The organism is Fulvimonas yonginensis (assembly GCF_037137055.1).
Taxonomy (GTDB): Bacteria; Pseudomonadota; Gammaproteobacteria; order Xanthomonadales; family Rhodanobacteraceae; genus Frateuria_A; species Frateuria_A yonginensis.
The window spans coordinates 127118-147004 of sequence record NZ_JBBBNY010000003.1 but is presented as its reverse complement, the minus strand read 5'-3'; the positions used below and the strand labels follow the sequence as shown (position 1 = coordinate 147004).

Here is a 19887-nt window from a genome sequence, read left to right as displayed (position 1 = left end):
GGCAAGCCCGCTGGTTCCCGCGCGGCGCGATCAGTGCCGCCGTTCGGCGGCGTAGTGGGCCAGCTCGTCCAGCAGCTCGCCGCGGGCACCGAAGGACGCGACGGCGTCCAGCGCGGTGCGGGTGAGTTCCGCCAGCCGCTCGCGCGAGGCTTCCAGGCCGATGATCGAGGGGAAGGTCGGCTTGTCGGCGGCCGCGTCCTTGCCGGCGGTCTTGCCGATCACGGCCGATTCGCCTTCCACGTCCAGGATGTCGTCGCGCACCTGGAAGGCCAGGCCGACGGCCGCGGCGTAGCGGTCCAGCACGGCCAGCGTCGGCGCATCGGCGCCGGCGGCAAGGGCGCCCAGCCGCACCGAGGTGCGGATCAGCGCGCCGGTCTTGCAGGCGTGCATGTGTTCCAGTTCGGCCAGCGTGAGGCGGCGGCCCACCGCGGTCAGGTCCAGCGCCTGGCCGCCGGCCATGCCTTCGGCGCCGCAGGCGTGGCCCAGCGCGCGCAGCATCGCCAGCGTGCGCTGGGCATCCGCATGCGGGTCGTGCGCGAGGATCTCGAAGGCCAGCGCCTGCAGCGCGTCGCCGGCCAGGATCGCCATCGCTTCGCCGTAGACCACGTGGCAGGTGGGGCGGCCGCGGCGCAGAGCATCGTCGTCCATCGCCGGCAGGTCGTCGTGCACCAGCGAGTAGGCATGGATCAGCTCGACCGCGCAGGCGGGCGCGTCCAGCGCCTCGCCGTCCACGCCCAGCGCGTGGCCGGCCGCGTACACCAGCAACGGGCGCAGCCGCTTGCCGCCGCCGAGCACGGCGTAGCGCATGGCCTGGTGCAGTTCCAGCGGCTGCTGCTGCTCGGCCGGCAGCACGCGGGCGAGCGCCGCATCGGCGCGGGCGGTCAGCGCAAGCAGCCGGGGGCCGAGTTGGGGCGCCGGATCAGGGGAGGGGTTCGAAGGGTTCGGCGTCGTCGGGCGCATCGGGGTCGAGCAGCAGGCGCACGCGCAGCTCGGCCCGGTCGAGGGCCTGCTGGCAGTGACGGTAGAGGCCGATGCCGCGCTCGAACGAGGCCAGCGATTCGTCCAGGCTCAGCTCGCCGCCCTCCATGCGCGCCACCAATTGCTCGAGCTCGTCCAGCGAATGCTCGAAGTCGGCGACGGACGGGGAATCCGCGGGGGCGGGAGCGGGTTTGGCCATGGCCCGCAACGCTAGCGCAGGCACCGGTCGGAATCAATCGCCGCAGGCCCTGCAGGGGCGAGCTTGCGCGCCATGCTTTCGCTCGGGAAGCGCGTGGGGCCAAGAGCATCGCGAGCGAGCTCGCTCCTGCGGGGTATGGATCAGGGGGCAGGGGTCCAGCGCGGCTGGCGGCCGAGCGCCTGGAACAGGGCCGCGCCGCGCGCCGTCTGCCAGCGGTCGGCGACGGCGACCAGCTCGCCGTCGGCGTGGAGCAGCGGGCAGGCCTGGCGCAGCCACGGCGGCAACGCGGCCTGCTGGAACAGGTCGCGCAGCTCCCGGGTGTGCCGGTCGCCGGCTGGCCGGAGGCGTTCGCCGCCGCGGCGCAGGCACACGGTGAGCGGTGCGGACAGGCGCCCGGGGGGATCGAGGCTGAGCCGGCCGCCGTCGGGCAGCGTCAGCGGCTCGCCGTGCCAGACCGCCTCCCAGTGCGGGTCGAGCGGACGCCGGGGCGGGCGAGCCCACAGCCGGCCCTTCCAGATGTGCAGCTCCGCGCCGGGCCAGCGTACGCATGGTTGCTGGCCGGCGCGCGCGCCGCACTGGCGCTCGATCTGGCGCCGCTGCGCGGCGGTGGGGGCGGGCAGGCCGCGTGCATGCAGCCAGTGATCGAGCAGGGGCTCGCGCAGCGCCGGGTCGAGTGCGAGCCAGCCGTCGGCGTCGAGGCTGCCGGTCGGCGCGTCGAGCAGCCGCTCGAAGGCCGGCTGCCAGGCGGCACGCAGGGTTTCGTCCGCGGCGCGGCAGAGCGTGGCGCTGTGCAGGATCGAATCCACCGCATGCGGCCAGTGCGTGCGCAGGCGCGGCAGGATCTCGTGGCGCAGGTGGTTGCGGCGCAGGCGGGGATCACGGTTGGACGGATCCTCGATGCTGGGCAAGTGCCATGCCCGCACGTAGTCGCGCAGCACCTCGCGCGGCAGGTCGAGCAGCGGGCGCCACAGCCGGCCACGGCCGAGCGGGCGCGTTTCGCACATGCCGCCCAGCCCCCGCGGCCCGGCGCCGCGCAGCAGCTTGAGCAGCACGGTCTCGGCCTGGTCGTCGCGGTGGTGGCCCAGCAACAGCCATTCGTCCGGCGCGAGCGCCGCGGCGAAGGCGGCGTAGCGGGCGCGCCGCGCGGCGGCCTCCGGCCCCTCGCCGGCATCGCGCGCGACTTCCACCGTACGCAGCTCGCAGGCGACCTCGAGCGTCGCGCAGAAGGCCTGCACCTGGGCCGCCCAGCGCGCGCTGTGCGGATCCAGGCCATGGTCGACGTGCAGCACGCGCAGGCCGCGTGCGCGCGCCTGGGGCAGCATCGCCAACGCGTGCAGCAGGGCGGTGGAATCGGGGCCGCCGCTGAAGGCCACGCACAGCGGGCCGTCGGGATGGCGGTCCAGGGCGCGGCGCAGGGTATCCGGCAGCGCGCTACTCACGGCTGGCCGGTTTCTTCTTGTTGCGCACGTAGATGTGCTTGCCGCTGCCGAGCTGGCGGTCCTCGGTGTCGAACAGCCCGATCGCGCCGATCAGGCCGCTCAACTTGCCGTAGCCCCAGTTGCGCGAGTCGAACTCGGGCGCGCGCTTGCTGACGATGTTGCCGACGGCGCCCAGGCTGGCCCAGCCGGTGTCGTCGGCGGCGTCCTCGATAGCGTGGCGCAGCAGGTTCACCAGCCGCGCGTCCTGGCGCAGTTCCTGCGTGGTCATGCGCGGCGTCGGCTCGGCCGGCTTCTCCTCGCCGCTGTCCGGCTCGCCCAGCACGTCGGTGTAGATGAACTTGTCGCAAGCGGCGACGAACGGCGCCGGCGTCTTGCGCTCGCCGAAGCCGTACACGGTGAGGCCCGATTCGCGGATGCGCCCGGCCAGCCGGGTGAAGTCGCTGTCGCTGGAGACGATGCAGAAACCGTCGAAGCGGCCGGTGTACAGCAGATCCATCGCGTCGATGATCATCGCCGAGTCGGTGGCGTTCTTGCCCTTGGTGTAGCCGAACTGCTGGATCGGCTGGATCGACAGATCGAGCAGCCGGTCCTTCCAGCCGCGCAGGTGGCTGTCGGTCCAGTCGCCGTAGGCGCGCTTGACGTGGGCGGTGCCGTAGCGGGCCACCTCGGCGAGCAGGCCCTCGGCCAGCCCCGGCTGGGCGTTGTCGGCGTCGATCAGCACGGCGAGCTTGGCGTGGTCGGCCATGGCGCGGAACCTGGTGGAAGCTGCCACGATGTTACCGCGAGGGGTAGGGGCGAGCTTGCTAGCGATGTTTTTCGCTCCAGGCTCCGGGGAACCAGCGCGCCGCGAGCAAGCTCGCTCCTACGGGCGGCGTGCCGGAGCGAAGTTGAGTTCGATGGCGAACCCGCAGGGGTCGCGCAGGAACAGCTGGACCTGGCCCAGGTCGTCCACCGCATCGACCCGGTAGGCCAGGCCCGCGGCATCGAGGCGGGCGCGGGTGTCGGCGAGGTCGTCGCATGCGAACGCCAGGTGGTTGAAGTGGCCGGTCGGCTGCGGCGCGGCGTCGCCCGGGGTGGCGACGGTCAGGTGCAGCACGTCGGCGTCGCCGGCGTAGAGCCAGTAGCCGCGCGAACGGAAGCGCGGACGCGGCCCTTCGCGCAGCCCGATCACTTCGACATAGAAGCGGCGCAGGCGCTCGATCAGCGCCTCGGGCGCGCGCAGGTTCGCATGGGCGAGGCCGCGCACGCCGGCCATCGCCTACTCCTGGTAGGCGCCGTAGCCGCGCAGGCGCCTGTAGCGAAGCTCCAGCAGGTCGGGCGCAGGGATCGCCTCCAGCTCGTCCAGCTGCTTGAGCAGCACCGCCTTCAGGCGGATCGCCATCGAGCGCGGGTTGCGGTGCGCGCCGCCCAGCGGCTCGCGGATGATCTTGTCGATCAGCCCCAGTTCCAGCAGGCGCGGCGCGGTCATGCCGAGCGCCTCGGCGGCGTCGCGCGCCTTGTCCTGGCTCTTCCACAGGATCGAGGCGCAGCCCTCCGGCGAGATCACCGAGTAGGTGGCGTACTGCAGCATGTTCACGCGGTCGCCGACGCCGATCGCCAGCGCGCCGCCGGAGCCGCCCTCGCCGATCACCGTGCAGACGATCGGCGTCTTGAGGTCGGCCATTTCCAGCAGGTTGCGCGCGATCGCCTCGCTCTGGCCGCGTTCCTCGGCGCCCACGCCGGGGTAGGCGCCTGGGGTGTCGATGAAGGTCAGCAGCGGCAGGCCGAAGCGCTCGGCCATCTTCATCAGGCGCAGCGCCTTGCGGTAGCCCTCCGGGCGCGGCATGCCGAAGTTGCGGCGCACCTTGGTCTTGGTGTCGCGGCCCTTCTGGTGGCCGACGATCATGACCGGTCGCCCGTTGATGCGTCCCAGGCCGCCGACGATGGCGGCGTCGTCGGCGAAGGCGCGGTCGCCGGCCAGCTCGTGGAATTCCTCGCAGATCACGCCGACGTAGTCCAGCGTGTAGGGACGCGCCGGATGGCGCGAGAGCTGGGTGATCTGCCAGGAGTTGAGGTTGCGGAAGATCTCGGCCGTCTTGAGCTTGAGCTTCTCGCGCAGGCGCGAGACTTCCTCGTCGATGTTGAACGCCTGGCCGTGGCTGGCGTGGCGCAGTTCTTCGACCTTCGCTTCCAGTTCGGCGATCGGCTGTTCGAAATCGAGGAAGTTGGGGTTCATTCGCTGCGGTTCGTGACGCGGAGCGGCGCAGTATAGCGGGGCGGGTGCAAAGGCGGGGAACGGGGGCGTATGGGGCCGCGCACCCCCGGGCATGGCGGCGTAGCCAAGGGGCGCCAGCGTGGGAGGTGGCCTTCGGCTCCGGCCCTGCGGGCCTGCGCCGGGGGCGAACGCGTTCGTGGCCCCCCGCTTGCGCGGGTGAGAGGACCCGCAGGGCGGCCGGGGCTTCGCGCGAAGCGGAATGTCCGGCACCGCATCCCCCCAGCCCCGGGGGCGGCAGGCTCGCGATCAGGCCTCGGACTTGACGATCCGCAGCTTGGCCGCCTCCACCCAGGACAGCCCGCGCAAGGTGCGCAGCAGGTCGGGGATGGCGTCCACGCGCCATTGCTCGCCCAGTTCGAGGTCGGCCTGGGCGGTGCGGTTGTGGTAGCCGTGCAGGATCACGGTGGCGCGGCCGCCGCGGTAGCCGGCCAGGGCCTGCTTCAGCTCCTGCTCGAAGCCGGGGTGGATCCCGTTGAGTTTGACCCGCAGCGCGCGGGCATGGCGCCGGCAGGCGTCGGCCAGGGTCATGGCGCCGCGGGCGCGCAGCTGGAAGCCGCCGCCGGAGAACTCGTCGATGCGCAGGCCGCCCTCGACGATCAGCAGCTCGTCGCGGGTGAGCAGCGGCGCCACCTGCTGGTAGAGCTCGCCGAAGAAGCTCACCTCGATCGCGCCGGTGCCGTCCTCCAGCCGCACGAAGGCGTCGCTGTCGCCGCGCTTGCGCACGGCGGTGACCATGCCGGCCACGGTCCAGGGCGTGTCCGGACCGCGGCGGAAGCGGTTCTCCTCGCCGTCGCCGCGGCGCGGACGGGGCGGCTGGTAGCGTTCGGCGATCTCGCCCAGCGGGCAGGTGGACAGCTGCGCCAGCTCGTCCCGCCAGGGGTCGGTGGGATGGCCGGAGAGGTAGTGGCCCAGCGTGTCGCGCTCGCCCTGCAGCTTCCGCTCCAGCGGCCATTCCGGCGCGGTCGGCAGCTCGATCTGCACCACCGGCGCGGCACTGCCCAGCAGCGCGCCGAACATGTCGTTCTGGCCGGACTGCTTGTCGCGCAGGTGCTGCTCGGCCGCCTTGATTGCGTCGGGTAGCTGCAGCATGAGGCTGGCGCGGGTCGGCGCCAGGGCATCCAGGCTGCCCGAGAGCACCAGCGCCTCGAGCACGCGGCGGTTGAGCCTGGCCGGGTCGACACGCCGGCAGAAGTCGGCCAGGTCCTTGTACGGGCCGCCGCGGCGGCGCTCCTCCACGATCGACTCGCAGGCGCCTTGGCCGACGCCCTTGATCGCGCCCAGGCCGTAGCGGATGACCCGGGGCTCGACCGCCACGAACATGTAGTCCGAGGCGTTCACGTCCGGCGGCAGCACGGTGAGGCCGATCGCGCGCGCCTCGTCCAGGAACGTCACCGCCTTGTCGGTGTTGTCCATGTCCGAGGAAATCGTCGCGGCCATGAACTCGGCGGGGTAGTGCGCCTTCAGCCAGGCGGTCTGGTAGGAGACCAGCGCGTAGGCGGCGGCGTGCGACTTGTTGAAGCCGTAGCCGGCGAACTTCTCCATCAGGTCGAAGATCTGGTCGGCCTTCTCGGCGGAGAGGCCGTCCTTCGCCGCGCCCTCGCGGAACAGAGCGCGGTGCTTGACCATCTCCTCGGGCTTCTTCTTGCCCATCGCGCGACGCAGCAGGTCGGCGCCGCCGAGCGTGTAGCCGCCCACGATCTGCGCCATCTGCATCACCTGCTCCTGGTAGACCATGATGCCGTAGGTCTCTTTCAGGACGGGCTCGACGCGCGGGTCGGGGTAATCGACCTCCTCGCGGCCGTGCTTGCGCGCCACAAAGCTCGGGATCAGGTCCATCGGACCGGGCCGGTAGAGCGCGCCCAGCGCGATCAGGTCCTCGAAGCGGTCCGGCTTGGCGTCCTTGAGCATGCGCTGCATGCCGGCCGATTCGAACTGGAAGATGGCGACGGTCTGCGCCTTCTTGAACACCTCGTTGTAGGTGGTGGCGTCGTCCAGCGGCAGCTGGGCGATGTCCAGCGGCGGCTCGCCGGCGTGCGCGCGGCGCGCGTTGATGGCCTTGACCGTCCAGTCGATGATGGTCAGCGTGCGCAGGCCCAGGAAGTCGAACTTGACCAGGCCGACCGCCTCGACGTCGTCCTTGTCGTACTGGGTCACCACGCCGCCGCCACCCGGTTCGCAGTACAGCGGCGCGAACTCGGTGAGCGGCTTCGGGCCGATCACCACGCCGCCGGCGTGCTTGCCGACGTTGCGGGTGAGGTTCTCCAGCTTGAGCGCGAGGTCCACCAGCGTGCGCGCTTCCTCGTCCTGCTCGTACAGCTCGCAGAACTCGCGCACCACGCGCTCCGGTTCCTTCTTCGACTTCTCCGAGCGGCCCAGCGCGTCGGAGAGCGTCAGGTCCAGCGGGCGCGGCGGGATCAGTTTCGCGATCTTGTCGACGGCGTTGTAGCCCATGCCGAGCACGCGGCCCGAGTCGCGCAGCACCGCCTTGGCCGCCATCGAGCCGTAGGTGATGATCTGGCTGACGTGGTCGCGGCCGTACTTGCGCGCCACGTAGTCGATCACCTCGTCGCGGCGGTCCATGCAGAAGTCGATGTCGAAGTCCGGCATCGAAACGCGTTCGGGATTGAGGAAGCGCTCGAACAGCAGGTCGAACTGCAACGGGTCGAGGTCGGTGATCTTCAGCACCCAGGCGACCAGCGAGCCTGCGCCCGAACCGCGACCGGGACCGACCGGAATGCCGTTCTGCTTACCCCAGTTGATGAAGTCGGCCACGATCAGGAAGTAGCCTGGAAAGCCCATCTCGATGATGACGTCGAGCTCGCGCTCCAGCCGCGCCTCGTAGTCGGCCAGGGTGCGGCCGGGCGCCATCGGCGCGGCGGCGAGCCGTTCCTTCAGGCCGTTGCGCGCGGTCTCGCGGATGTAGCTGGCCAGGTCGTGGCCGGGCGGCACCGGGAAGTCGGGCAGGTAGTAGGTGCCGAACGTCAGCTCCAGGTTGCAGCGCTTGGCCAGCTCGACGGTGTTCTCCAGCGCCTCGGGCAGGTCGGCGAACAGCCTGGCCATCTCGGCCGGCGACTTGAGGTACTGCTGGTCGGAATAGTCGCGCGGGCGCTTGGGGTCGGCCAGCACGCGGCCCTGGTTGATGCACACGCGCGCCTCGTGCGCCTCGAAGTCGTCCTGGCGCAGGAAACGCACGTCGTTGCTGGCCAGCAGCGGCAGCTCGAGCGCGTCGCCCAGCGCCAGCGCCGCGGCGTTCCAGGTCTCCTCGCCTTCGCGGCCGCAGCGGGTCAGCTCCAGGTACAGGCGGTCCGGGAACAGCCGGGCGAGCGGCTGCAGTCGTTCGCGTGCCGCGTCCACGCCCTGGCTGGCGGCGGCACGGCCGACCTCGCTTTCGCGCCCGAGCAACGCGATCAAGCCGCCGGTGGCCCCGGCGGTGAGCCAGTCGGACTCGACCAGCGCGCGGCCGCCGTGCTGGCCTTCGCGCCAGGCGCGCGAAACCAGGCGGGACAGGTTGAGGTAGCCCTCGCGGTCCTGGCACAGCACGGTCAGCCGCCACGGGCGCGGATCGTCCGGCGCGCCGATCCACAGGTCGCAGCCGCCGATCGGCTTGATGCCGGCCGCGCTGCACGCCTTGTAGAACTTCACCAGCGCGAACATGTTGCTGTCGTCGGTGAGCGCGACCGCCGGCATCCCCTCGCGCACGCAGGCCTCGACCAGCGCCTTGATGCGGATGGTCGAATCGACCAGCGAGTACTCGCTGTGCAGGTGGAAATGGACGAAGCGTGCGGACATGCGGACTCACGGTGAGTCCGTGAAGGCTACGCTGCGGCGCCGGCTTCCCACAAGCTTGACAGCGGGGAAGCCGGGCCGGTCGGTTGCCTCAGTGGACGACGAACCGCTCGTCGTCCTCGTTCCACTCGACGTAGTGGTCGAACCCGCGGGTGTCGAGTGGATGGCGGTCGTAGTCGGCGTGCGGGAGGGTGACGGTGACTCCCGGGCCGGTACGGTCCGCCGCCGGCGCGGCGGGTTGTGGGGAGACGACGAACAGCTTGAGGCCGGAGCGCACGTGGAAGAAGCGGGACAACATGGCACGACTCCTGCGGAGGGGCATCCGCGATTCGAGGAGGGCGTCCGTGCGAACGCTGGAAGCGGAGCCGGCGGGGCCGGGCGCATTCCTCGGTAGCTAGGATGCACCCAGCGGAGGAAAAGTTGAATGGGTCGGATGGCACGGGCGGCCGTCGCGGCCGTACGCCGCGCCCGGGGCGGTGGCGGGGAACGGGTCGCGACGCAGCATCAGCATGAACCTATCCCCTTGTCGGCACCGCAGGGCCTGCCGGTCCCGCCGTGGTGGTCCCCGGTGGCCAGCGCGCCGGGCGCCGGCCGGTGCAGCGCCTGGCTGGCGTGGGCGAACACGTCGGTCTTCCTCGTGGCGCAGGGCGGTCAGGACGACCGCGTCGCGCGGGAGCGCGTACCGAGCGCTTCGGGCGGGACGCCGACCGGCTCGAGCGCCGCCCGGCGGCGACGCGCAGCACCAGCCCCATCAGGGCCGGGCCGGTGTCGCGAAGCATGCGTTTGTCCCCCCGGGGCGTGGCGCCACGGCGGAGCCCGGCTCGGCCCGGCACGAACGTCAGAACAGCCGGCCCTGGTCGCACAGCAGCTTGACCGGCGCAAAGCTGCGCCGATGCAGGGGACAAGGGCCGAGCCGCTGCAGCGCGGCAAAGTGCTCGGGGGTGGAATACCCCTTGTGGCTGGCGAAGCCGTAGCCCGGGTAGCGTCCGTCCATGACGCACATCAGCCGGTCGCGGGTGACCTTGGCGAGGATCGAGGCGGCGCTGATCGCCGGCTCGAGCGCGTCGCCGCCGACGATGGCGCGGCCCGGGCAGGACAGCGCCTTCGGCAACTGGTTGCCGTCGACCAGCGCCTCGTGCGCGGCCAGCTGCAGGCCGGCCACCGCGCGGCACATGCCGGCCATGGTCGCCTGGAAGATGTTGATGCGGTCGATCTCCTCCACCTCGACCAGCACTACGTGCCAGGCCAGGGCGCGCTCGACGATCTTCTCGTAGAGCGCCTCGCGGCGTGCCTCCGTGAGCTTCTTGGAATCGTCCAGGCCGCGGATGCGCCGGCGCGGGTCGAGGATCACCGCGGCGACCGCCAGCGGGCCGGCCAGCGGCCCGCGGCCGGCCTCGTCGACGCCCGCGACCAGGCGGACCGGGCGGGACGCGGCACGGGAGCGCGCCGATGGAACGAGGCTCGCGGGAAGCCCGATCGCGGCCGTTTCGCCGCCGTCGGCCACCGCGCCGCCGACCTCCACCCGTTCCGCCGCTGGAGGGGCGAGGACCATCGCGTCGTCGAGACCGTCAGGGCGCATCGCGCTCCTCCAGCAGGTCGGCCACGGCCGCAGCGGCACGTTCGCCGGCATGACCCTCCAGCGGGCCACGCAATTCGCGGTGCAGTTGCTCGAAGGCGGCCACCACCCGGCCACGCCGCTCGCTGTCGGCGAACAGGGCGAGCGTGGCCCGGGCGAGGTTGTCCGCCGTGCAGTCGTCCTGCATCAGCTCGGGCACCAGTGGCTCCGGGCCCAGGCCACAGGCGCGCGCGAGGATGTTCGGCAGCGCGTAGACGTCGGTCTTGAGCATGTTCAGCGCGCGCGCGATACGGTAGCTCAGCGGCGCCACGCGGTAGCCGACCACCATCGGCCGCTTGGCCAGCATCGCCTCCAGCGTGGCGGTGCCGGAGGCGAGCAGGACCACGTCGGCGGCGATCATGGCCTCGTGCGCGTGGCCTTCGATCAGCAGCGGCGCGCTTTCGTCGCGCGGTCCCTTCGCCAGCAGCGCCTTCAGGCGCGCATGCACCTGTGCGTTGGCGGCGGGAACGACGATGCGCAGGCCGGGCAGGGCGGCGCTCACCTGGCGCGCGGCCTCGATGAAGATGGCGCCCAGGCGCTCGATCTCCGAGGGGCGGCTGCCCGGCAGCACGGCCAGCAGCGGCGCGTCCTGCGGCAGCTGCAGGAGCTCGCGCGCGCCGACCCGGTCCGACACCAGCGCGAAGCGGTCGGCGAGCGGATGGCCGACGAAGCGGGCGTCCACGCCGTGGCGGGCGTAGATCGCCGGCTCCATCGGGAACAGGCACAGCACGCGCTCTGCGCTGCGGCCGATCTTCTCCGCACGCCGCTCGCGCCAGGCCCACACCGACGGGCTCACGTAGTGCACGGTGCGCAGGCCGGCCTGGCGCAGCCGCCGCTCCACACCGAGGTTGAAATCGGGCGCGTCGATGCCGACCACCACGTCCGGGCGCGCCTCCAGCAGGCGCGCGACCAGCGCCTTGCGCAGGCGCAGCAGCCGCGGCAGGTGGCGGATCACTTCGGCGAAGCCCATCACCGACAGCTCGCGGATGTCGTACCAGGACTCGAAGCCCTCGCGCTGCATACGCTCGCCGCCGATGCCGGCGAAGCGGGCGTCGGGATAGCGCTTGCGCAGCGCGGCGATCAGCTCGGCGCCGAGCTGGTCGCCGGAATCTTCGCCCGCGATGATGGCGATGAGGGGAGAGAAACGCATGGGGCGGGAGTGTAGCGCGCGCGGATCGGGGCTTGTCGCGGGTGGTCCCGCGCTCCGGCCCTCTCCCGCAGGGAGAAGGCCCGGGCGTTGCCGGAGGCGTTCCTATCGAGCCAGCGAGCGTTCGCTGCGATCGAGGAACGCCAGCATCTCCCGCACGTCGTCGCTGTCCTGCGCCTGCGCCTCCAGTTGCGCGCGTGCCTCCGGCAGCGACAGGCCCGCCATGTAGAGCGTGCGGTAGGCGCGCTTGATGGCGGAAATGCGTGGCGTATCGAAACCGCGGCGCTTGAGGCCCTCGCTGTTGATGCCACGCGGGCGGCCGTGCTGCTCGTTGGCCATCATCACGAACGGCGGTACGTCCGATCCGACCAGGCAGCCCATGCCGATGAAGGCATGCGCGCCGACCTTGCAGAACTGGTGCACGCCGGCGTAGCCGGAGATGATCACCCAGTCGCCGATCTCGACGTGTCCGGCCAGCGCCGAGTAGTTGGAGAACACCACGCGGTTGCCGACCTGGCAGTCGTGCGCGATGTGCACGTAGGCGAGCAGCCAGTTGTCGTCGCCGATACGGGTGACGCCGCCGCCTTCGCCGGTGCCACGGTTGATGGTGACGAACTCGCGGATCAGGTTGCGGTCGCCGATCACCAGTTCGGTGCGCTCGCCGGCGAACTTCTTGTCCTGCGGCGGGCCACCGAGCGAGGCGAACTGGCTGATGCGGTTGTCGCGCCCGATGCGGGTCGGTCCCTCGATCACCACGTGCGGGCCGATCACCGTGCCCTCGCCGATCTCCACTTCCGCACCGATCACGCTGTAGGCGCCGACGGTGACGTTCCTGCCGAGGACGGCACCGGGGTCGATCTGCGCGGTGGGGTGGATCATTTGTCGGACCTCGCGGCGCACATCAGCTCGCAACTGGCGACCTCCTTGCCGTCGACCAGCGAGCGGGCGACGAACAGCCCCATGCCGCGCATCAGGCGCTTGAGCGAGACCTCCAGCCGCAGCTGGTCGCCCGGCACCACCGGCGCGTTGAAGCGCGCGTTGTCCACCTTGGCCAGGTAGAACAGCGGGCTGCCCTGGTCGCCCTTCAGACGGCTGGAGATCTGCGTAAGCAGACCGGCGGCCTGCGCCATCGCCTCCACGATCAGCACGCCGGGCATCACCGGGTGACCCGGGAAATGGCCCATGAAGAAATGCTCGTTGATGGTCACGTTCTTGAGCGCGACCACGCTCACGTCCGGCACCAGCTCGATCACGCGGTCGACCAGCAGGAACGGGTAGCGGTGCGGCAGCAGCTGCTCGATCTGCTCCACGTTCACCGGCAGGGTCAACGTCGTGGGGTTGTCACTCATCGTTACTGTCCTTCTCCAGCGCCGAAAGCCGACGCGCGTACTCATCCAGGTGCTTGAAGCGGGCGGCGTTCTTGCGCCACTGGCGGTTGTCCTGCAGCGGCACGCCCGAGGAATACTCGCCCGGTTCGCGGATCGAATGCGTGACCAGGCTCTTGGCGGTAATGGTAACCCGGTCGGCCAGCTCCAGATGGCCCAGCACGCCCGCGTTGCCGCCGATCTGGCAGTAGCGGCCGATCTTCGCGCTGCCCGCCACCGCCGCGCAGCCGGCCATGGCCGTGTGCGCGCCGATGTACACGTTGTGGGCGATCTGGATCTGGTTGTCCAGCCGCACATCCTCCTCCAGCACGGTGTCCTCCAGCGCGCCGCGGTCGATGGTGGTGTTGGCGCCGATCTCGCAGTCGTCGCCGATGCGCACGCCGCCCAACTGGGGGATCTTCACCCAGTGGTCGCGCTCGAAGGCCAGGCCGAAGCCATCCGAACCGATCACCGCGCCCGGGTGCACCAGCACGCGCCTGCCCAGGGTGACGCGGGTGACCAGGGTCACCCGCGCCACCAGCCGCGACTGCGCGCCGACCACGCAGCCCGGGCCGACGATGCAGTGCGGGCCGAGCACCGCGCCGTCCTCGACCACCGCGCCGTCCTCGATCACGCAGTGCGGGCCGATGCTGGCGCTGGCGCTGACCTTGGCGCCCCCGGCGACGACCGCGCTCGGATGGACGCCGCGCGGCGCGGCCGGCAGCCGCTCGAACAGCGCGGCGAGCCTGGCGTAGGTGACGTACGGATCGGGGGCGACCAGCGCGGCGGTGGGACAATCGGCCAGGTTCTCTTCGCGCAGTACCACCACGCCCGCCCGGGTCGCCTTCAGCTGCGCGGCGTACTTGCTGTTGGAGAGGAAACTCAGCTGGTCGGGGCCGGCCGAGGCCAGCGTGCCCACGCCGCTGATGCGCCGCGCGCCGTCGCCCTGAAAGGCCAGGCCGAACCGTTCGGCAAGTTCGGCCACCGTGTAATTGTGCTCGCTCATGCACGCTCCCGTTGGGGCAGGGCATTGTAGGGGACGCCGCCGGGCGACACGACTGTGCCGTGGAGCCGCCGCGGGCGCCAGTTCCCGATCCGCACAAAGCAAAGGCGCGCCCTGGGGCGCGCCTTTGGCTGACAGCGGCGACCGGTCAGAACTGGCTGCCGAAGGTGAACTGGATCCGCTCCTCGTAGTGGCGATCCTCTTCCTTGGAGCGGATCGGTACGGCGAAGTTGATGATCAGCGGACCGATCGGCGCCTGCCACTGCAGGGCCACGCCGGCCGAAGCGCGCAGTTCGCTGGCATCGAACGCCTGGTAGTTGCGGAAGGCGTTGCCGACGTCGACGAAGGCCGACACGCGCGCGGTGTTGATGTCCTTGAGGAACGGCAGCGGGATGAACACCTGCGCCGTGCCCAGCACCTTGAAGGCGCCGCCGATCGGCTGCGCATACTGGTAGTAGCCGTTGGAACAGGTGCCGTTGGCGTTGGGCACGCTGGAGGCGCCGGAGGCGCCGACGCACACGCGCGGGCCCAGCGTGTTGTCCTGGAAGCCGCGCACGTCGCGCACGCCGCCGGAGTAGAAGTTCTCCCAGAACGGGAAGTCGTACGGCTGGCCGGCCTCGAACTCGCCGAAGCTGCGGCTGTAGGTCTGGTTGCCGTAGGTGTCGCCGTAGCCGACCTGGCCGTCCAGGTACAGCACGAAGCCGCCGCCGATCGGCCAGTAGTGGTTGGCCTCGCCCATGAACTTCCAGTACTGCACGGTGGAACCGGGCAGGGCGACCTCGGCGCTGGCCGAGAGCAGGCCGCCGCGGGTCGGCGCCCAGTAGCCGTTGCGGGTGTCGTGGGTCCAGCCGAGCGTGCCGGTCCAGGTATGGACGGTGCGGTTGCCGACCGCGTTCTGGTAGTCCACCAGCACCTGCGGAGTGAAGCCCGGGAAGGTGTTGATCTTGTTGCTGGACACGCCCAGGCCCACGCGCAGGCCGTCGGTTTCGCTGATCGGGATGCCGAGGTAGCTGGAGAACGCCTTGGTGCTGTTCTCGTAGTTGGCGAAGTCGGTGTTGCCGTAGTCGGTCTTCGAGTAGGTGGCGTTGTAGCCGATGCCCACGCCGCTGTCGGTGAGATACGGGTTGTAGTAGCTGGCGGTGACGCGCGAGTAGTAGGTGCTGTGCTCGGCGCCCACGCTGAAGCTGTCACCGGTGCCCAGGAAGTTGTTCTGCGACACCGAGGCGTTGAGGATCGTGCCGGAGTACTGCGAGTAGCCGATGCCGAACATCAGGCTGCCGGCCGACTGCTCCTCCACCTTCACGGTGACGTCGACCTGGTCCTCGGTGCCCGGCACGCGCTGCTTGTCGATGTCGACCTTCTTGAAGTAGCCCAGGCGCTGCAGGCGGATCTTGGAGCGGTCCACCGCCGCCTGGTTGTAGTAGGAGCCTTCGAGCTGGCGCATCTCGCGGCGCAGCACGTCGTCCTCGGTGCGCGTGTTGCCCTGGAACACCACCCGGCGCACGTAAACGCGCTGGCCCGGCTCGATGTAGAAGGTCATGTCGACCGTGCGCTTCTCCTTGTCCAGCTTGGGGATCGGCGTGACCTTGGCGTAGGCGTAGCCGATGTTGGACAGGATCGACTTGATCGCGTCGGAGGTGGCTTCCACCGCCTTGCGGTTGAAGGTGTCGCCCGCCTTGACGAACACCAGCTTGCGCAGCGTGTCCTCCGGCAGGATCAGCTCGCCGAGCAGGTGCACGTCGGATATCTTGTAGATCTCGCCTTCCTTGATGCTGGCGGCGATGTACATGGCGCGCTTGTCGGGTGCGATGGTTACCTGGGTGGAATCCACGCCGAAGTCCGCGTAGCCCCGGTCCATGTAGTACGACTGGAGCTTCTCCAGGTCGCCGGAGAGCTTCTCGCGCGAGTACTGGTCGTCCTTGGAGTACCAGGACATCCAGTTGGTGGTGTCGGACTCGAAGTCCTCGCGGATCTGCTTGTCGGTGAACGCGGTGTTGCCGACGATGTTGAGCTGCTTGATGCGCGCGGCCTTGCCCTCGCGGATCTCGATGTCGATCGCCACGCGGTTGCGGTCCAGCCGGGTCACGTGCGGGTCGACCGAGACGTTGTACTTGCCGCGGTTGTAGTACTGGCGGATCAGCTCCTGCTGCACGCGGTCCAGCGACAGGCGGTCGAAGGTCTCACCCTCGGACAGGCCGATCTCCTTCAGGCCCTTGCGCAGGTCCTCTTCCTTGATGTCCTTGTTGCCGCGCAAGGTCAGCTTGGCGATGGACGGCCGCTCGACCACCTTGATGACCAGGATGTTGCCCTCGCGGGACAGTTCCACGTCGCTGAAGAACTTGGTGTCGTAGAGCGCACGGATGGCGCGCGCCGCCTCCTCGTCGGTGAGGCGGTCGCCCTTGTTGATGGGCAGGTAGTTGTAGACCGTGCCGGCCGAGATGCGGTTGAGGCCATCGATGCGGATGTCGGAGACGACGAACGGTTCGAACGCCAGCGCGTTGGCGGAGAGGGAGGCGAGCAGGAGCAGGGCGGCGATACGCTTCATCGTCGATTCCGGTGGGTTATTCCGACGGCCGGCCGCAAGGCCGTTCCATTGCATGGATCGGGGAAAGGGCCTGGGCCCGTCCCGCAACGCATCCGCGCGCCGTTCCTGGCGTCGCTGCCGCGTCGGGGCCGATAGCCGCGGAAAGTGGCGCGCGCGTCACGAAAACAGGGTGCGGTGGATGTCGTTGTAGAACGCCAGCCCCATCAGCGTGAACAGCAGAACCAGGCCGATGTACTGGCCGATCATCTGGGTCCGCTCGCTTACCGGGCTGCCTTTGACCAACTCGATAAGGTAATACAGCAGGTGACCGCCGTCCAAGACGGGGATCGGCAGCAGGTTGAGGATGGCCAGGCTGAGCGACACCAGCGCCAGGAAATTGAGGAACCAGGCCAGGCCCATCTGCGCCGAGGCGTTGGCTACCTGGGCGATGCCGATCACGCCGGAAAGGTTCTTGGTGGACGCCTGCCCGCTGACCATCTTGCCGATCATGGTGAAGGTCTGGCGGGTGCTGTCCCAGGTGGATTCCAGCGCCGCGCCCAGCGCCCTGACCGGCCCGTAGCGGCGGACCGCGCTCTCGCCCGGGAGGGCGCCCACGCCCACCGACCAGCGGGCCGGCTGGCCTTCCAGCGATTCGTAGCGGGCGACCACCGGCAGGTGCAGGGTCTGCTGGCCGCGGCGCACGGTCACGTCCAGCCGGGGTGACCGGGGCGCCGCTTCCCTGACCGCCCTGGCGAAGGCATCGAAGTCGGCCACCGGCGTGCCGTTGACGGCCAGCAGCACGTCGCCGCTCTTCATGCCGGCCAGCGCCGCCGGCTGGCCCGGCATCACCACGCCGGCAACGGCGGGCGGCGGCGCCAGCTTGAGGCCCAGCATGTCGAAATAGGTGTCGATGCCGCGGCCGGCGGGCAGCTGCTGCAGCGGCAGCACCACCTGGCGCTCGCGGCCGTCGCGGCCGCGCACCACCAGCGCCAGCGGATCGCGGCCCAGCAACGCGGTGGCGACGTCGTCCATCGCGTCGCTCATCGTCGCCACCGGCTCGCCGTCCACGCGCAGGACGCGGTCGCCGGGCTGGATGCCGGCCGCGGCCGCCATGCTGCCGGGCGTCGCGGTGACCACCGGGGCCGCATCCGGCCGGCCCAGCACGAACATCAGCCACAGCGCCGCCACCGCGAAGATCAGGTTGAAACCCGGGCCGGCGATCACGATGGCGATGCGCTTCCACACGCTCTTGCCGGTGAACTCCACGCCGCGCAGCGCCGGGTCGACCTCGCCCTCGCGCGCATCGAGCATCTTGACGTAGCCGCCCAACGGGATCATCGCGACCTGGTACTCGGTACCGTCGCGGCCGATGCGCCGCCAGATTGCCTTGCCGAAGCCGACCGAGAAGCGCAGCACCTTGACGCCGCAGCGGCGCGCGACCCAGTAGTGGCCGAATTCGTGAAAGGTCACCAGCACGCCCAGCGTGACCAGCAACCAGAACACCGAGCCGAAGAAGGGAGTCATCGAAAACCTGGGAAAACGTCTCTGCCCGAGCTTATCAGCAAGCCGTGCGCAACTTCCGCCGCGCCACTGAACGCGCCTGCGCATCGCGTTCGCGCAGGGTCTGGACATCGACCACGGGCTGGGCCGGCAGTTCCGCGAGCACCCCCTCGACCAGCTCGGCGATCGCCAGGAACGGCAGCGTGCCGGCCAGGAAGGCGTCCACCGCGACCTCGTTGGCCGCGTTGAGGATGGCCGGCGCGTCGCCGCCCTCGCGCAGCGCCTGGAAGGCCAGCGCCAGGCAGCGGAAGGTATCGAGGTCCGGCCGCTCGAAGGCCAGCGGCGCGCAGGCGGCCAGGTCCAGCGGCGTGACGCCCGCCTCGATGCGCTCGGGCCAGGCCAGCGCGTGGGCGATCGCCGTGCGCATGTCGGGGTTGCCCAGCTGCGCGAGCACCGAGCCGTCGGCGTACTCCACCATGGAGTGGATCATGCTCTGCGGATGCACCACCACCTCGATGCGCTCGGGCGCGGCGCCGAACAGGTGATGCGCCTCGATCACCTCCAGGCCCTTGTTCATCAGGGTGGCCGAGTCGACCGAGATCTTCCGGCCCATCACCCAGTTGGGGTGCTTGCACGCCTGCTCGGGCGTGACCGCGGCGAGTTCGGCGCGGCTGCGGCCGCGGAACGGGCCGCCCGAGGCGGTGAGGATCAGCCGGCGCACGCCGTGCGCATCGAGATCGGGCCGCCCGCCGGGCAGGCACTGGAAGATGGCGTTGTGTTCCGAATCCACCGGCACCAGTTCGCCGCCGCCTTCGCGCAGCGCGGCCAGCAGCAGCGGCCCGGCCATCACGATGGATTCCTTGTTGGCCAGCAGCAGGCGTTTGCCTGCGCGCGCGGCGGCCAGGGTCGATTCCAGCCCCGCCGCCCCGACGATGGCGGCGACCACGACGTCGCACAGCGACCCGCCGGCCGCCGCGACGATCGCCTCGGGTCCGCTGGCCACCGTGCAGCGCACGCCGGCGGCGTCGAGCTGGCGGGCAAGCGCGCCCTCCATGGCCGGGTCGGCGACGATCGCCAGCTCCGGACGGTGCGCCGCGCACAGCGGCACCAGCGCATCGACGTTGCGGTGTGCCACCAGCACGCTGGCGCGGAAGCGGTCGGGATGGCGGCCGATCACGTCCAGCGTGCTGCCGCCGATCGAGCCGGTGGCGCCGAGCACGGCGACGCGGCGGGGGTGGCCGGCGTTCATAGGCCGAGCAGCAGCTTGCCCAGCGCGAACACGGGCACCGCAGCGAACACGCTGTCCATGCGGTCGAGCAGGCCGCCGTGGCCGGGGAACATGCGGCCGGAGTCCTTCACCTGGGCATGGCGCTTCATCAGGCTCTCGACCAGGTCGCCGACGATCGAGGCCGCCACGGTGAGCACCGCCAGCACCGCCAGCCCGACCAGGCCGAAGCCTTGCACGTCGAGCAGCCAGCCGCCGAGCACCGCGATCAGCGCGCCCGCGGCGAGCGCGCCATAGACGCCGGCCCAGGTCTTGCCGGGGCTGATGTTGGGCGCGAGCTTGCGCTTGCCCAGGAAACGGCCACTGAAATACGCGCCGATGTCGGCGGCCCACACGACCAGCAGGATCAGCAGGGTCCACCACTGGCCGTGCACGCCGCCATGCAGCGTGAGCAGGCCCACGAAGGCGGGAAACGCGACCAGCGCGCCGGCGGCGAGCTTGAGGTTCCGGTTCTCGGTGGTGGGCGCCGCGGCGAACGCGAAGTGCCGGAGCCACAGGCAGGCCAGCGCCCACCAGGCGACGCCGGCGACCAGCAGGGCCGGCCACAGCAGCGAGTCGCGCACCCACCAGAGCACGCCGAACAGCGCCAGCACCACGCCCAGCATCGCCGCGCGCACGCGGCGGTTGCGCAGACCCGACAGGCGCGTCCACTCCCACAGGCCGGCGAGGAACACGGTCGCGACCACGAGCCCGAACAGCCACGTCCAGTCCGGCGGCAGCAGGATCACCAGGATGGCCACGGGGGCGAGCAGCAGGGCGGTGAGGGTGCGTTGCAGCAGCATCGAGGGTCCTT

The 19887-nt window shown here is 70.7% G+C and carries 17 protein-coding genes; all 17 read right to left on the bottom strand.

Annotated features, from left to right (window positions below; all coding sequences use genetic code 11):
- Positions 1-30: 30 nt before the first annotated feature.
- Complete coding sequence (locus WAT24_RS06455) at positions 31-960, bottom strand: polyprenyl synthetase family protein (RefSeq protein ID WP_336807012.1); 930 nt, start codon at positions 958-960, stop codon at positions 31-33.
- Complete coding sequence (locus WAT24_RS06450; RefSeq protein WP_336807011.1) at positions 920-1177, bottom strand: exodeoxyribonuclease VII small subunit; 258 nt, start codon at positions 1175-1177, stop codon at positions 920-922. Before WAT24_RS06450 ends, WAT24_RS06455 begins: the two co-directional genes overlap by 41 nt.
- Positions 1178-1317: 140 nt before the next feature.
- Positions 1318-2616, bottom strand: coding sequence for a tRNA lysidine(34) synthetase TilS (gene tilS / locus WAT24_RS06445; RefSeq protein WP_336807010.1), 1299 nt, complete (start codon positions 2614-2616; stop codon positions 1318-1320).
- The gene (locus WAT24_RS06440) at positions 2609-3361 is read right to left on the bottom strand and encodes an NYN domain-containing protein (protein ID WP_336807009.1); all 753 of its coding nucleotides are present in this window, start codon (positions 3359-3361) and stop codon (positions 2609-2611) included. The genes tilS and WAT24_RS06440 overlap by 8 nt, the downstream gene beginning before the upstream one ends.
- Positions 3362-3478: 117 nt before the next feature.
- Positions 3479-3871: a VOC family protein gene (locus tag WAT24_RS06435; protein WP_336807008.1), complete on the bottom strand. Its 393-nt coding sequence runs from the start codon at positions 3869-3871 to the stop codon at positions 3479-3481.
- Between the two features lie 3 nt (positions 3872-3874).
- The gene (locus WAT24_RS06430; RefSeq protein ID WP_336807007.1) at positions 3875-4831 is read right to left on the bottom strand and encodes an acetyl-CoA carboxylase carboxyltransferase subunit alpha; all 957 of its coding nucleotides are present in this window, start codon (positions 4829-4831) and stop codon (positions 3875-3877) included.
- A 285-nt stretch (positions 4832-5116) separates the two neighbouring features.
- Positions 5117-8659 (bottom strand): DNA polymerase III subunit alpha, encoded by a 3543-nt coding sequence (gene dnaE, locus WAT24_RS06425; protein WP_336807006.1) that lies wholly within the window; start codon positions 8657-8659, stop codon positions 5117-5119.
- An 88-nt stretch (positions 8660-8747) separates the two neighbouring features.
- On the bottom strand, positions 8748-8954 hold the full coding sequence (locus WAT24_RS06420; RefSeq protein WP_336807005.1) for a hypothetical protein: 207 nt from the start codon (positions 8952-8954) through the stop codon (positions 8748-8750).
- Positions 8955-9494: 540 nt separating this feature from the next.
- Positions 9495-10235, bottom strand: a complete 741-nt coding sequence (gene rnhB / locus WAT24_RS06415) for a ribonuclease HII (RefSeq protein ID WP_336807004.1) — start codon at positions 10233-10235, stop codon at positions 9495-9497.
- Positions 10225-11421, bottom strand: coding sequence for a lipid-A-disaccharide synthase (gene lpxB / locus WAT24_RS06410; protein WP_336807003.1), 1197 nt, complete (start codon positions 11419-11421; stop codon positions 10225-10227). Before lpxB ends, rnhB begins: the two co-directional genes overlap by 11 nt.
- A gap of 102 nt (positions 11422-11523) precedes the next feature.
- A complete protein-coding gene (lpxA, locus tag WAT24_RS06405) occupies positions 11524-12297 on the bottom strand; it encodes an acyl-ACP--UDP-N-acetylglucosamine O-acyltransferase (RefSeq protein ID WP_336807002.1) in 774 nt (257 codons plus the stop codon).
- Positions 12294-12767 (bottom strand): 3-hydroxyacyl-ACP dehydratase FabZ, encoded by a 474-nt coding sequence (gene fabZ / locus WAT24_RS06400; RefSeq protein ID WP_336807001.1) that lies wholly within the window; start codon positions 12765-12767, stop codon positions 12294-12296. Before fabZ ends, lpxA begins: the two co-directional genes overlap by 4 nt.
- Positions 12760-13788 carry a UDP-3-O-(3-hydroxymyristoyl)glucosamine N-acyltransferase gene (gene lpxD, locus WAT24_RS06395; protein WP_336807000.1) on the bottom strand — a complete coding sequence of 343 codons (1029 nt, stop codon included), beginning with the start codon at positions 13786-13788 and terminating at the stop codon, positions 12760-12762. The genes fabZ and lpxD overlap by 8 nt, the downstream gene beginning before the upstream one ends.
- Before the next feature lie 145 nt (positions 13789-13933).
- Positions 13934-16330: an outer membrane protein assembly factor BamA gene (gene bamA, locus WAT24_RS06390; RefSeq protein ID WP_336806999.1), complete on the bottom strand. Its 2397-nt coding sequence runs from the start codon at positions 16328-16330 to the stop codon at positions 13934-13936.
- A gap of 156 nt (positions 16331-16486) precedes the next feature.
- Positions 16487-17833, bottom strand: coding sequence for an RIP metalloprotease RseP (gene rseP, locus WAT24_RS06385; RefSeq protein ID WP_336806998.1), 1347 nt, complete (start codon positions 17831-17833; stop codon positions 16487-16489).
- Between the two features lie 34 nt (positions 17834-17867).
- Complete coding sequence (locus WAT24_RS06380; protein WP_336806997.1) at positions 17868-19058, bottom strand: 1-deoxy-D-xylulose-5-phosphate reductoisomerase; 1191 nt, start codon at positions 19056-19058, stop codon at positions 17868-17870.
- Positions 19055-19876: a phosphatidate cytidylyltransferase gene (locus WAT24_RS06375; RefSeq protein WP_336806996.1), complete on the bottom strand. Its 822-nt coding sequence runs from the start codon at positions 19874-19876 to the stop codon at positions 19055-19057. Before WAT24_RS06375 ends, WAT24_RS06380 begins: the two co-directional genes overlap by 4 nt.
- Positions 19877-19887 lie beyond the last annotated feature (11 nt).

Bases quoted from the DNA above. Each gene is read 5' to 3' on its own strand.
- WAT24_RS06455 (WP_336807012.1), bottom strand. From the start codon at position 960: ATGCGCCCGACGACGCCGAACCCTTCGAACCCCTCCCCTGATCCGGCG.
- WAT24_RS06450 (WP_336807011.1), bottom strand. From the start codon at position 1,177: ATGGCCAAACCCGCTCCCGCCCCCGCGGATTCCCCGTCCGTCGCCGAC.
- WAT24_RS06440 (WP_336807009.1), bottom strand. From the start codon at position 3,361: ATGGCCGACCACGCCAAGCTCGCCGTGCTGATCGACGCCGACAACGCC.
- WAT24_RS06435 (WP_336807008.1), bottom strand. From the start codon at position 3,871: ATGGCCGGCGTGCGCGGCCTCGCCCATGCGAACCTGCGCGCGCCCGAG.
- WAT24_RS06430 (WP_336807007.1), bottom strand. From the start codon at position 4,831: ATGAACCCCAACTTCCTCGATTTCGAACAGCCGATCGCCGAACTGGAA.
- dnaE (WP_336807006.1), bottom strand. From the start codon at position 8,659: ATGTCCGCACGCTTCGTCCATTTCCACCTGCACAGCGAGTACTCGCTG.
- WAT24_RS06420 (WP_336807005.1), bottom strand. From the start codon at position 8,954: ATGTTGTCCCGCTTCTTCCACGTGCGCTCCGGCCTCAAGCTGTTCGTC.
- rnhB (WP_336807004.1), bottom strand. From the start codon at position 10,235: ATGCGCCCTGACGGTCTCGACGACGCGATGGTCCTCGCCCCTCCAGCG.
- lpxB (WP_336807003.1), bottom strand. From the start codon at position 11,421: ATGCGTTTCTCTCCCCTCATCGCCATCATCGCGGGCGAAGATTCCGGC.
- lpxA (WP_336807002.1), bottom strand. From the start codon at position 12,297: ATGATCCACCCCACCGCGCAGATCGACCCCGGTGCCGTCCTCGGCAGG.
- fabZ (WP_336807001.1), bottom strand. From the start codon at position 12,767: ATGAGTGACAACCCCACGACGTTGACCCTGCCGGTGAACGTGGAGCAG.
- lpxD (WP_336807000.1), bottom strand. From the start codon at position 13,788: ATGAGCGAGCACAATTACACGGTGGCCGAACTTGCCGAACGGTTCGGC.
- bamA (WP_336806999.1), bottom strand. From the start codon at position 16,330: ATGAAGCGTATCGCCGCCCTGCTCCTGCTCGCCTCCCTCTCCGCCAAC.
- rseP (WP_336806998.1), bottom strand. From the start codon at position 17,833: ATGACTCCCTTCTTCGGCTCGGTGTTCTGGTTGCTGGTCACGCTGGGC.
- WAT24_RS06380 (WP_336806997.1), bottom strand. From the start codon at position 19,058: ATGAACGCCGGCCACCCCCGCCGCGTCGCCGTGCTCGGCGCCACCGGC.
- WAT24_RS06375 (WP_336806996.1), bottom strand. From the start codon at position 19,876: ATGCTGCTGCAACGCACCCTCACCGCCCTGCTGCTCGCCCCCGTGGCC.